The sequence below is a fragment of the Mucilaginibacter arboris genome (assembly GCF_009754915.1).
Taxonomy (GTDB): Bacteria; Bacteroidota; Bacteroidia; order Sphingobacteriales; family Sphingobacteriaceae; genus Mucilaginibacter_A; species Mucilaginibacter_A arboris.
Genome location: NZ_WPIK01000014.1, coordinates 115,446 through 128,161 on the forward strand (window position 1 = coordinate 115,446; position 12,716 = coordinate 128,161).

Sequence of the window (12,716 nt, forward strand, 5' to 3'; positions counted from 1 at the left end):
ATATGAAAAAACTATTATATATAATAATTGCAACGCTTTCAATGAGTATGGTAAGCAGTTGTAAGAAATATGTTGATATTAATACCAACCCTAATGCCCCGACAAGTGTTGATGCAGCCTCGCTGTTGCCTCCTATTGAGGCTGGTATGGAACGCGGAGTTTGGTACGATAGCCGCTATATTAGCCAGTATGCGCAGATGTGGGGCGCATCTACTGCTAATAACGTTTGGGACCAGGAGGGTTATATTCCCGGAAGCGATTCTGGCGGCGAAATGTGGCGTACCGTTTATTTCAGCCTTGGTCAGAACGTTACACTGATGATCCAGGATGCGACAGCCAATAATAAATATGAATATCTTGGTGTTGCTTATGCTTTGCGCGCTTGGGGCTGGCAAACCGGAGGCGACTTATATGATCATATGATCGTAAAAGAAGCATTTGACCCAAGCCGTCTTACTTTTGATTATGATGCACCGGAGGTAGTTTATGCTGAAGTAATAAAAGATTGTCGTTTAGCACTGCAATATTTTAATCAGGCTACAAAAACAGATGGGATAACGGGGCAGTCGGCAACACTTGCAAAAGGCGATTACATGTATTACGGCGACCGTTCAAAATGGATAAAATTTATTTATTCCATTATGGCCACAAATGCTTTGCACTTAAGTAACAAAGCAACATTCAGCGCAGATTCTGTAGTTAAATATGTTGATCTCTCTTTTGCAAGCAATGCAGATAATGCCAGTGTTCAAAACACGGCTTCCGGATCAACAGATGCCAACTTCTGGGGGCCAACGCGTGGCAACCTTGCATCATTCCGCCAATCTGATAATATCGTAAGATTGTTAGATGGACGTATATTAGCAGGTACGGCTAATCAGGATACTTTAGCAGATCCGCGACTACCTCTATTGCTGATGCAAAGTAAAGACAAAGCATATCGCGGTGTTATACCACCACTTGGCGACCCTAACTCAGCCGATGCCAATACACTGATCCCTCAATTTGTAGGTATGTCGGCAACGAATGGAGTAAAACCAAAGTACTTATTTAATGATGCTTCAAGAGGAGTGTTAATGACTTATCCAGTATTACAATTTATGAAATCTGAAGCACTTTATAAAAAAGGAGACATAAGCGGGGCTTTATTGGCTTATATAAAAGGTGTTACCGCTGCTTTAGATTTCGTAAGCAATCCTCCGATAGGTACTGCTCTTACGGGTGTAACAAATTATATTTCTCCGACTGCTATAACTAATTATTTAAACGGGCCAAGTGTAAAACACTCAACGGCTACATTACAATTAAGCGATATATTACAGCAAAAGTTTATTGCATGTTTTTTATGGAATCCGTTGGAAGCCTGGGCTGATGAACGCCGCTATCAATACAGTGCAACTGTTTTTCAGGGCTTTACCAAACCGGGAACTTTGTATCCGGATAATGCCGGGAAACAAGTTTATGTTGTAAGGCCTCGCTATAACTCAGAATATATCTGGAATGTACCGGCATTACAATCATTTGGGGCTACAGCGCCAGATTATCATACAACTAAGCCATGGTTTATTTTACCATAACTTTTAACTGAAATTATAATGAAAAAAATAACATACATATTTCTCGGATTACTTATGGCAGTAGTGGCCGGCTGTAAAAAGAGTGTAATTACCCAATATGGTGATGTTGCTACAGGTACAAGTATCAAATTTTTACATACTGCGCCCGGTACGCCAGCAGTTGATGGTTATATCAATGGCACAAAAATAACTGCGTCGCAGTCTGTATCTGTTACAGACAACTCATTGGCCACTTCAATAACAACTGGCATAATATATAATTATCTGGGTTCTACTACGGCTTATCTGGGGCTTTTTCCCGGCAGTAATTACTCTGCCGTTCCATCGGGTAGCACAGCTATTAAGGTTGTTAGTTCTACAAATACACCAGTACTTACAAGTACACAAACAACAGCCCCTGGCACTGTAATAGGCAGTGCCACACAAAGTACTGTAGATGGTTCCTATTATTCTGTGTTTACCATCGGTTTGCCGGGTTCAGCAACAACACCAACAGGTATTAAGTTAATTGAAGATAAGTTTACACAAACAGACGCAACAAAAGCGTATGTACGTTTTGCAAATATGATACCGAATGCAACATCCGGAATTGATTTAGCATCAACAGTAACCTTGTCTGGCGCAACTTCTGCAACTACAACTACATTAGTTACAAACCTGGCTTACAGTAATGCCAGTGATTTTGTTGCGGTGCCGGTTAATTCTTCAGGTTTGGCAAGTTATACTTTCCAGATGTATTTAACAGGTACTACTACAAAAGTAGGTTCCGTATCAGGAACAGCTTCCTTAGCACCTGGCCGTTACTATACTATCGTTGGCCGCGGACTTGCTGTAGATTATAAAGTGCCAAATACAAGCATTACACTTAAAGCTTCTACCAGGCCTACAGCAGTAACAGATGCAACACGATTATATCCGGAAATTTATTTTAATCCCGCAGGTATTGTTTATTATACTAACAAATAGAATTTTCACTTATAAAAGAAGCATCCTGAATTTCCAGGATGCTTCTTTTATCCTATAAAAACTTGTAACCCAAACTTAAGTGCCAAACGTTTTGCCTTTGGCCGTAGGCAGGGTTAATTTCTGTTAGGCCACCTTCATACCGTAAATCAACTGAAAAATTTAAAATATCAATACCTGCACCGGCTTGATAACCTAATGTACTGTTTCGATAATTGCCGAAATCCTGGTAAGCATTTTTAATATTTTGAGAAAGGTTCTGATCGTTATTCAAAACATAAGAATACATCGGGCCGGCCATCAACCTAAAATTAAGCTTACTCAAACCAAAAGATTGCCCTAATAAAAGAGGAACGTTTAAAGTCGTAAAACGAACTTTTCCACTTTCGGTAACAGTTTGATTTGAATGGTTGTACTGAAAATTAAAATTACTGCCCGAACTGCCTAAATACACTTCTGGCTGTACATAAAAACCTTTTCCAATACGCGTCCACAAACCGATCTGATAACCGGGAAGTTCAGAAGCATTAATCTGCCCATTATTTACGCTTAAATGCGAAAAATTAACACCGCCTTTTACACCAAGGCTAAACTGTGCTTTTGCACTAAAACTTAATGCCGCAACAAGGACGGTAAAAAAATACTTTTTCATGTTCATTTTTTTAGATTTGATTAAAATCGGTTTATAAGGTTTAGTAATTATGGATAGAACATTCGAAAATTGCCCATACTGTTTTTAAACGCCTAAAATTTGTATTAGGTTTGAATAAAAAAACAAATGGCAGAAATTACCATCAGCAATAAAGATTGGGAACGTGTTAAAATTAAAGTTCAGCGAAAATATAACCGGTTAACAGACGAACAACTGCAATATACTGAAGGGAACGAAGAGGACTTGATCAGCCGGATTATGGAACTGGTTAACCGCGACCGGGAATACGTAGTTTTTACTTTAAAAAAAGCACTGGTTAATATTGATAATAATCGGTTGTAACGCAGTTTTTTTGTAAAGTTATAAATCATTTCTTTTTAACTTTATAGTTTAGATTTTTAATTTTATGAGAAAGGGCAGTGCGCTGTTTAGCAAGCATAAAAAACTGGTTTTAGGGACCGGGTTATTTTTATTGGCTGTAACAGGATGGGGTTTTCAGGACGATCTTTTTCAGGTGGCCAAAAACCTGGATATTTTTGCTACCGTTTACAAAGAAGTAAACATCAATTATGTGGACGACATCAACTCCACCAAACTAATTAAAAGAGGTTTGGATGCGATGATGGAAAGCCTCGATCCCTATACCGAATTTGTTCCCGAATCTGAGATTGAAGATTACAAATTGCATTACATTAGCACACAATATGGCGGTATTGGTGCAGGCGTTTACAACCGCGATAAAAAAGTAATTATTTCGCAATTATTTGAAGGTTATCCGGCACAGAAAGCAGATGTGCGGGTAGGCGACCAGGTTTTAAAAATTAATGATGTTGACCTTGCCGGAAAATCCGGCGATGAAGTAAGTGCTTTACTAAAAGGTGCGAAAGGCGGCGTAGTAAAACTACTGCTTAAACGGGAGGACGTAGCACAGCCTATCGTTAAAAACCTGTTGCGCGAAGAGATTAAACAACCTAATGTTTCTTATCATGGGATGCTGAAAGGCGGGATCGGTTATATTAAATTAGACAAGTTCCTGGAAAATTCTGGCCAGGAAGTGCAGGATGCTTTACTTGATATTAAAAAGAACAACCCGAAAGGCATTGTATTGGATTTGCGTTATAATGGTGGCGGTATTTTACAGGAAGCTGTTAAAATTGTCAACTTTTTTGTGCCAAAAGGAGTAGAGGTTGTTTCGCAAAAAGGTAAAGTAAAAGAAAAGAACAATGTTTACCATACGCAAAATGCACCTATCGAAACAGAGTTACCGCTGGTGGTATTGGTAAACAGCCGTTCTGCTTCTGCCTCAGAAATTGTTGCCGGTGCTTTACAGGACCTTGACCGGGCTGTAATTGTTGGACAGCGTAGCTACGGCAAAGGTTTGGTGCAGCAAACTTTTAGTATGCCTTACAACAGTCTGGTTAAAATTACCATTTCTAAATATTATGTTCCTTCAGGGAGATGTATCCAGGCCTTAGATTATACGCACCGTAAAGAAGACGGAACAGTTGTAAAAGTTGCAGATTCCCTCATTCACGAATTTAAAACGAAAAACGGACGGTCAGTTTTTGATGGCAGCGGTATTTACCCTGATGTGGTAGTAAAGCAAGAACCCATCGCCAATATTACCAAATCACTCATTACCAAAATGCTGGTTTTCAATTATGCCAATACTTATCGCAATACGCATAACCAGTTGCCAACCCCTGATAATTTTAATATAAGCGATACAGATTACAGTGAATTTGTTAAATACCTTTCGGGCAAGGATTACAGCTACAGCACGCAAACAGAACGGTTGCTTGCAGATTTAAAAACGGTTGCCGAGCATGAAAAGCAGCTGACAGAAATAAAACCTGAATACGACGCATTAAAAAACAAACTTGCAATAAGCAAAAAAAATGATTTGAGCCAGCATCAGGCAGAGATCAAACAAATTCTGGAAAGCGAATTGGTAACGCGATTTTATTACGAAAAAGGCCGGATAGAAGACAGCTTTAAGTACGATAAGGAATTGGCTGCTGCAACACAAGTTATCCAGAACAAACCGGAATTAGCATCTATTTTAAAAGGCGAAGGCAACTACAAAGTGATTGGAAAACCCATTGCTGCCCTCGCTGCAAAAAAAGCAGATAATGATAACTGATAGATTTATTTAACCACTTTAAGAATAGCTTTTCCCCATAATTTACCTAATGCTTCTGCGCCTGCGGCATTTGGGTGAAGATAAAAAATACCTTGCTGCCCTTTTTCATGCTGCATCAATTCTTCGTGGTGCTTTTTAAAATACTTAAAGCCTTTTTTATCGCCTAAAAATACTTGCCTGGGGTAAGTTTTTGCATAGCTTTTAACCAGCTTATTGATTTCCGGAAAATAGCTTTGTAAGCGTTTTAAACCTTCTGCCAGGTATTCTGAGTGGTTATAAGTGTTCTCGCTGTACCAAAGCGGATGGTGAAAAATAATACGGCACTTCGGGAAATCTTTTAAAAGCTGATCGGCAATGGTTTTTAAGTTTTTGTAATAGTTTTCCGGAGAAACGGGTGCGCCATGCGGCCCATGTATTGCGCTATCATTTGTTCCGAGAATAATTGAAAAAACAAGCAAAGCATTCGGATTATTAAAACTTCGGGCAGCATCTTCAACTTTGCTGAAAACGCTATGGGTTTCAGGCAAAAAATCTACTGTAGTAAAACCACTAACACCTTGATTAGAGAAATTTACCTCGCCAATTGGCTGCTGTTCCTGCAAAAACTTAGTGGCAAAAACAGGCGGCGCCATCGTTTTAAAATCTTTTAGTCCGGCGCCATGCGTAATGCTGTTGCCAATAAAAACCAGGTTTAAATTAATTTTATCCTGCTGCTGGGCATATAAAAAAGGGTGGTAAAAGAAGCATGAAAAAAGCAGGAGTAATTTTGCAATGTTTCTTTTACCGGCTATTTTTTGTTGGGTTAAGGTTTCCATATCCAATTCATATTCTGAAACATAAATGCCCATTTATCCGCTTCCTGATTAATTACCTGGGCGGTAGACCGGCCTGCACCATGCCCGGCTTTAGTTTCAATCCGTATTAAAACCGGCGCTTTTCCTTGCTGAACTTCCTGCAAACGGGCAGCAAATTTAAAAGAATGTGCAGGAACAACACGGTCATCATGATCTGCCGTGGTAACCATTGTTGCCGGGTAATCAGCAGGTTTTAAAGCATGGTAAGGCGAATATTTGTACAAATAATCAAACATTTCTTTAGAATCTTCCGCTGTGCCATAATCATAAGCCCAGCCAGCACCGGCGGTAAATTTGATGTAACGCAACATATCCATCACGCCAACGGCCGGAAATGCTACTTTGCATAGATCCGGCCGCTGGGTCATCGTTGCACCAACTAATAAACCACCGTTTGAACCTCCGGAAATAGCAAGAAAATCCTTTGAAGTATATTTATGTTGAATGAGATATTCTGCAGCAGCAATAAAGTCATCAAAAACGTTCTGCTTTTTTAGTTTTGTTCCGGCTAAATGCCAGTTTTCTCCGTACTCGCCTCCGCCGCGTAAATTTGGCACCGCATAAATGCCGCCTTGTTCCAATAAAATCAGGTTAGAAGTGCTAAACGCAGGCGTTAAACTCACCCCAAAACCGCCGTACGCATAAAGCAACGCCGGATTTTTGCCATTAAAAACAGTACCTTTTTTATAAGTGATAATCATCGGGATCTTGGTTCCATCTTTAGAAGGATAAAAAACCTGTTTCGATTCATATTTCTCCGGATCAAAACTAACGCCTGATTTCTTATAAACCTCAGACTTCCCGGTAGTGAGGTCATACTTAAAAATAGTTGGCGGATAAACGTAGGAAGTAAACGTATAATATGTTTCTTTTTCTTCTTTTTTAGCGCTAAAACCATCGGCGCTCCCAACTGAAGGCAATTGGATGTTGTGTTCCATTTTACCCTCATAATTGTATTGCTGGATAAAAGAAGTTGCATCTTTTAAATACTTTGCAAAAATCTTTCCGCCTCCGGTAGAAACGTCTAATACGTTTTGTGTTTCAGGGATTAGGTCTTTCCAGTTCTTTGAATCAGGATTAGCGGCATCAACCGTAACTAATTTAAAGTTGGGCGCTTTTAAGTTGGTGAAGATGTAAAATTTACTGCCTGCATTATCAATAACCTGCTGCTGGCTATCAAAATTATTAACAATGTTAACGATGCCTGAACCGGGTTTCGTTAAATCCTGAAAGTACAATTCATTTCCGGTAGTGCTGTTGGCTGCGGTAACCACCAAAAAATGTTCATCTTCCGTTAAATAAGCACCAATATATCTGCGCGGTGTTTTTTCTCCGCCAAAAACCAACTGATCTGTGTTTTGAGGAGAATTGAGTTTATGATAAAAAAGTTTGTGGTATTGCGTTAATCCGGCTAACTGGCTGCCTTGTTTCGGCTTATCGTAACTGCTGTAATAAAAACCTTCATTGCCTTTCCAGGCCAATCCCGAGAATTTTACATCGGTCAGGGTATCGCCAATAATACTTTTATCAGCCGTTTTGATCACGATCACTTTGCGCCAATCAGAACCGCCTTCCGAAATCTGGTAAGCCGCCAGACTACCATCTTTACTAAAATTAATTCCGCCTAAAGAAGTGGTCCCATCCGCAGAAAAAGTGTTGGGGTCGAGAAAAACTTCCGGCTCGTTTTGATCCAGTTGCCGGTACAAAACCGACTGGCTTTGCAAACCATTGTTTTTGTAGAAGTACATGTATTTTCCCTCCTTAAAAGGAGCGCTATATTTTTCGTAATTCCACAGCTTTTCTAATTTTTGGCGGATGGCTTCGCGAAAAGGAATTTGCAACAGGTAATTTTGCGTTACCTTGTTTTCTTGCTGCACCCAGGCTTTGGTTTCGGCGGATTGATCATCTTCCAGCCATCGGTAAGGATCGGGCACTGCGGTTCCGAAGTAAGTATCCGTAACCGTTCCTTTTGCAGTTAGCGGGTAAGGCAAAGTTTTGATGTTCATTTTTTGTGCGTAAACCGGGCCGGATAGTAAAACGGCTGCGGCGAAATAAAGTATTTTTGGTTGCATTAGCAGAATACTGTTTTTACAAGATAAAAACTTTTTACCGGTAAAAGAAGCATCGGCACAATTTTTAGAAGCCTGCACTTTACTGTACTTTTGCCGATATGGCCCTTCGCAATAAAATTTATTTTGCTTCCGATTTTCATCTCGGTGTGCCCGATTATGCTTCTTCCCGTGAGCGGGAAGCTACGATTGTGTGCTGGCTGGAAACAATTGGTACAGATGCTGCTGAAATTTTTTTAATGGGCGATGTGTTCGATTTCTGGTTTGAATATAAAACCGTGGTGCCAAAAGGTTATGTCAGGTTTCTGGGGAAACTGGCAGAACTATCTGATGCAGGCGTAAAACTTTATTTTTTTAAAGGCAACCACGATATGTGGATGTTTGATTATTTAAAAAAGGAACTGGGCGCAACCATCATCAGCAATGAACTGGAAATTGAACGCAACGGTAAAAAGTTTTTCCTGCATCATGGCGATGGCTTAGGTCCTGGAGATCAGTTTTATAAATTGCTGAAATGGTTTTTCCGGAGTGAAGTTTGTCAGTGGTTATTTGCACGTTTGCATCCAAATCTTGGCGTAACAATTGCATCCAAATGGAGCCGGAAAAGCCGGATCATCAACGAAAAAGAAGAAGAATCGAAAATCGGACAACAGGAATGGCTGGTTACTTTTTGTAAAGAAGTATTAAAAACAAAGTTTTACGATTACATGGTTTTTGGCCACCGGCATTTACCATTGGATATTAAACTAAATCAAGGCAGCCGATATATCAATCTTGGCGAATGGGTTTATCATAAAACCTATGCTGTTTTTACCGGGGAAAAATTGGAGTTGAAGTATTTTGAGCGGCAGGAGGAAGCTTAAAAGCTTTCTTTTTGTATATCTGTATCAGCAGAAAAAATCTTGTTAAAAACCTGTATTTTTGCACGATAAAAGAAGCATCGTAAAATCAGGCTAAACCTGTAAAAGAAATTAGGGATCGTTGCTTCCACTTCAAAAAATAATATGTTAGATAAATTAGAGGCGATTAAACAACGCTGGCAAAATGTAGAATCGGAGTTGAGCAACCCGGAAGTAACGAAAGATATGAAGCGTTATGCACAGCTCAACCGCGAATATAAAGAACTGGGCAAAGTGGTAGATGAATATCATATTTACTACAACGTAATGAGCAATATTGAAACTAACAAGGAGATTTTGGCCAATGAGAAGGACGAAGATTTTAAGGAGATGGCCAAAGCCGAGCTGGAAGAACTTTTACTGCAACAGGAAGCATTGGAATCAAAAATCAGGTTAATGCTGATACCGAAAGACCCGGAAGATTCTAAAAATGCAATCCTGGAAATTCGTGGCGGAACAGGTGGCGATGAAGCTGCCCTTTTTGCCGGAGATTTATTCAGGATGTACACCCGCTTTTTCGAGAAAAAAGGCTGGCAGTACAATATTGCTGATGTTACCGAAGGTACGGCAGGCGGTTATAAAGAAGTAATTATAGAAGTAAACGGCGAAGATGCTTATGGTTTGCTGAAATACGAATCGGGCGTACACCGCGTGCAGCGTGTACCGGATACCGAAACGCAAGGGCGTGTGCATACTTCGGCGGCATCCATTGCAGTTTTACCTGAAGTAGAAGAAGTAGATTTTTACCTGAATCCGGCAGATGTGGAACTGCAAACGTCCCGTTCTGGCGGTGCTGGCGGACAAAACGTAAACAAGGTAGAAACCAAAGTACAGTTAACGCATAAACCAACCGGAATGGTAGTAGTATGCCAGATTGAGCGGTCGCAGTTAGGCAACCGTTTACGCGCTATGGAGATGCTGCGAAGCAAATTATACGACATCGAATTGCAGAAACATAACGGTGATATTGCAGCCAAACGGAAAACAATGGTTTCTACCGGAGATCGTTCAGCTAAAATCCGGACTTATAATTATCCGCAGGGCCGGGTAACGGAACACCGTGTTGGATTAACTTTATACAACCTTCCAGCCATTATGGATGGTGATATTCAGGAGATTATAGAAGCTTTGCAGTTTGCAGAAAACGCAGAAAAATTAAAAGAAGGCTCTATTGCATAATTTTTTTTAGAAAGCATTGTATAAATCAAAATCAAAGCTATATTTGCATCCTCAAACGGAGTGGTAGTTCAGCTGGTTAGAATGCCTGCCTGTCACGCAGGAGGTCGCGGGTTCGAGTCCCGTCCATTCCGCTGAAAACAATGTCAAAATTGCCTAAAAGCCTGTAAATAATTGATTTACAGGCTTTTTTGTTTAGCCGAAAACACCAAAATATGCATGTTTTAGCATAAAAAAGGTGAGCAATTCGGTGAGCATATTAGAGCTAAAAAGATGCTCACCAGAAACACCATAAGTAAGTGATTTAGAAGATGTTAACCGAGTGAACATCTTGATTGCAAGTGATGGAATAATCAATTTTGTTTCACTATTTAATTCATTTGTAATGAGAACTAACATCAATTTGCTTTTTTATTTAAAGAAGCGCTCTACCTACAGAAATGGTCCAGTAGCCATTTATCTGCGGTTTACCGTTGACGGCCAAAGAGCTGAAGGCTCAACCGGTAAAACTTGCGACCCTTCCCGCTGGAATACACAAACAGGCCGTGCCATCGGCACCAAAGAAGACGTTCGTACCCTCAACGCTTATCTCGACACCTTGCAGGCCAAGGCCCAGGAATTTCATCGCTGGATGACAGCTAATGACGAAATGGTCACCGCTGAAAGCCTGAAGAATCGCTTTATTGGTAAAACAGAAAAGGTTGGCACCTTGGTTACCGTTTTTAAAGACCATAACCAAAAGATGCGGAGCTTGGTAGGCCAGGAATTTAAAAAGAGTACATTGCAGCGTTATGAAACAGCGTTAATGCATACCAAAGATTTTATGCAATTGCAATACAACGTTTCAGATGTGCCCATTCTACCAAAAAAGTTAAAGCCTGGTAAATACTTGATTTACCGGGCTTCTTTATAATCTCTAAAAGACACGAACCTTGCCTTTTGAAAATTCAAGAACCCCTAATTAGCAAAATGAAGCGGTTTTTGAATTTCGGTTCAATAGAAATCATTCAAAATATGCCAAATCTCATTGCGTCTTTTGTATCGTCTTTTTTTCTGAAAAAAAGACGCTTTTTACTTTGCAATCAATTGAACATGAGTTACTTATTGGGAATTGCTATTCTTTTATAAATAAATCCATTTTATCGCTTATAATCATTCATTTACAATATAGCTTATTCAGATATTGAAGTTGTTTAAACTTTTAGGCTTCGTTTAAATAGTTACAAGGCCCTTCGATAGGTTCAGGATGGTACCCATGCTTCTTTTACCGGATAAAAATTGGTGTTTGCCTGCATTTAAATAATCAAAAAAACAATGGTCAACATTTTTAGGTGATAAAAGAAGCATCAGCCTAAAAATCAAAAATCCAAGGGCCAGCATTTTTAGGCGATAAAAGAAGCATCGACCCAAAAATCAAAACCTGAGCATTAAGGCCTGTTTAAAATTTATTCCACAATTTTTTGTATGCTTCTTTTTTTGGCTAAAGCCGCTGCCTGTGTTTCTACCACCCACGGCCTAAAGGCCGTGGCAATTTTAAAGCGTAGTTTTTACGACAACCTTTGTTTACCAATGCTGGATTGCCTTGTGCAGACAGGACGTCCGGGCCATGTTTTAATTGGCCGTTTCCACGGCCTTCAGGCCGTGGACAAAGGATAACCGGCAACGGGCTTTAGCCAAAAAACCAAAACCACCAAATATTTAAAAAAATCATGGCATAAAAGGGGCATCAAACAAAAGGAGAAAATTTAAACAGGCCCTAACATTTTTGAGGTGATAAAAGAAACATCAACTACAGAAATTAAAAACCAGCGGTTAATATTTTTAAGCGATAAAAGAAGTATCAACCCAAAAAAAAAGGGGGGGAGAAAAAAAGTTTAAACAACTTCATTATCTCCTTTTTTACCATGCACTATTTTGATTTTAAATCGCTGCTTTTGAGATTTAGCGACATTTAAAAAATTGTTATGTTAGAAAAAAGCTTCGGTTTGTTTTATTTAAAGCAGGCAAAAAATCAAAAAGAACAAAGATGGTATGTGTACCTGCATATTGCAGTAGGCGGTGACCACCGGGAGGTATCTATTAAAAGGCAGTGGATTCCTTGCCAATGGAATTCAAAAACAGGAAGAGCATCGGAAATTAACGAGGGGGTTCTTTGTTCATGGTATTCTTTTGACCCATAAACCTTCCCATTTCGATACCTTTAAATACAAATATCGTCATTACAGACTCCAATTCTTTTAATTCAGTAGTCGTTGATTGTTAAGAAAACCAATATGGGTTAAATCATTTAGTAAGCAGCTTAAACAAGGAGTAACAAATTACATAAATGATGATTTTATTGCCGAGGATGCGGAAGTTAAAGACTGGAAAATAATCCGAAAGA

General features: G+C 39.5%; 12 protein-coding genes and 1 tRNA gene. 9 read left to right on the forward strand and 4 right to left on the reverse strand.

Going from position 1 to position 12,716, the window contains the following annotated elements; translation table 11 throughout:
- Positions 1–2: 2 nt before the first annotated feature.
- Together GO621_RS15125 and GO621_RS15130 are read left to right on the forward strand one after the other, a co-directional pair.
- Positions 3–1,577, forward strand: a complete 1,575-nt coding sequence (locus GO621_RS15125) for a SusD/RagB family nutrient-binding outer membrane lipoprotein (protein WP_157568520.1) — start codon at positions 3–5, stop codon at positions 1,575–1,577.
- Between the two features lie 18 nt (positions 1,578–1,595).
- Positions 1,596–2,543 carry a DUF4397 domain-containing protein gene (locus GO621_RS15130; RefSeq protein ID WP_157568522.1) on the forward strand — a complete coding sequence of 316 codons (948 nt, stop codon included), beginning with the start codon at positions 1,596–1,598 and terminating at the stop codon, positions 2,541–2,543.
- Between the two features lie 52 nt (positions 2,544–2,595).
- On the opposite strand, the gene GO621_RS15135 is transcribed toward GO621_RS15130, so the two are convergent.
- On the reverse strand, positions 2,596–3,192 hold the full coding sequence (locus GO621_RS15135; RefSeq protein WP_157568524.1) for a porin family protein: 597 nt from the start codon (positions 3,190–3,192) through the stop codon (positions 2,596–2,598).
- Positions 3,193–3,318: 126 nt separating this feature from the next.
- On the opposite strand from GO621_RS15135, the gene GO621_RS15140 reads away from it, so the two are divergent.
- The gene (locus tag GO621_RS15140; RefSeq protein ID WP_157568526.1) at positions 3,319–3,534 is read left to right on the forward strand and encodes a hypothetical protein; all 216 of its coding nucleotides are present in this window, start codon (positions 3,319–3,321) and stop codon (positions 3,532–3,534) included.
- A 64-nt stretch (positions 3,535–3,598) separates the two neighbouring features.
- The gene (locus GO621_RS15145; protein WP_157568528.1) at positions 3,599–5,335 is read left to right on the forward strand and encodes a S41 family peptidase; all 1,737 of its coding nucleotides are present in this window, start codon (positions 3,599–3,601) and stop codon (positions 5,333–5,335) included.
- A gap of 5 nt (positions 5,336–5,340) precedes the next feature.
- Here GO621_RS15145 and GO621_RS15150 read toward each other — a convergent pair whose 3' ends face one another.
- Together GO621_RS15150 and GO621_RS15155 are read right to left on the reverse strand one after the other, a co-directional pair.
- Positions 5,341–6,183 carry a GDSL-type esterase/lipase family protein gene (locus tag GO621_RS15150; RefSeq protein WP_232335670.1) on the reverse strand — a complete coding sequence of 281 codons (843 nt, stop codon included), beginning with the start codon at positions 6,181–6,183 and terminating at the stop codon, positions 5,341–5,343.
- Entirely contained in the window at positions 6,138–8,261 is a 2,124-nt protein-coding gene (locus GO621_RS15155) for a prolyl oligopeptidase family serine peptidase (RefSeq protein ID WP_157568530.1), read from the reverse strand. Before GO621_RS15155 ends, GO621_RS15150 begins: the two co-directional genes overlap by 46 nt.
- A gap of 98 nt (positions 8,262–8,359) precedes the next feature.
- On the opposite strand from GO621_RS15155, the gene GO621_RS15160 reads away from it, so the two are divergent.
- The 4 genes from GO621_RS15160 (at position 8,360) to GO621_RS15175 (ending at position 11,246) form a co-directional block, all read left to right on the forward strand.
- Positions 8,360–9,121, forward strand: coding sequence for a UDP-2,3-diacylglucosamine diphosphatase (locus GO621_RS15160; RefSeq protein ID WP_157568532.1), 762 nt, complete (start codon positions 8,360–8,362; stop codon positions 9,119–9,121).
- 141 nt (positions 9,122–9,262) lie between these two features.
- On the forward strand, positions 9,263–10,336 hold the full coding sequence (prfA, locus tag GO621_RS15165; RefSeq protein ID WP_157568534.1) for a peptide chain release factor 1: 1,074 nt from the start codon (positions 9,263–9,265) through the stop codon (positions 10,334–10,336).
- A gap of 57 nt (positions 10,337–10,393) precedes the next feature.
- Positions 10,394–10,467, forward strand: a tRNA-Asp gene (locus tag GO621_RS15170).
- Between the two features lie 251 nt (positions 10,468–10,718).
- Positions 10,719–11,246, forward strand: a complete 528-nt coding sequence (locus GO621_RS15175; RefSeq protein ID WP_157568536.1) for an Arm DNA-binding domain-containing protein — start codon at positions 10,719–10,721, stop codon at positions 11,244–11,246.
- Between the two features lie 588 nt (positions 11,247–11,834).
- On the opposite strand, the gene GO621_RS15180 is transcribed toward GO621_RS15175, so the two are convergent.
- A complete protein-coding gene (locus tag GO621_RS15180; RefSeq protein WP_157568538.1) occupies positions 11,835–11,996 on the reverse strand; it encodes a hypothetical protein in 162 nt (53 codons plus the stop codon).
- Positions 11,997–12,297: 301 nt separating this feature from the next.
- Here GO621_RS15180 and GO621_RS15185 point away from each other — a divergent pair, with 301 nt between their 5' ends.
- Positions 12,298–12,513 (forward strand): Arm DNA-binding domain-containing protein, encoded by a 216-nt coding sequence (locus GO621_RS15185; protein ID WP_157568540.1) that lies wholly within the window; start codon positions 12,298–12,300, stop codon positions 12,511–12,513.
- Positions 12,514–12,716 lie beyond the last annotated feature (203 nt).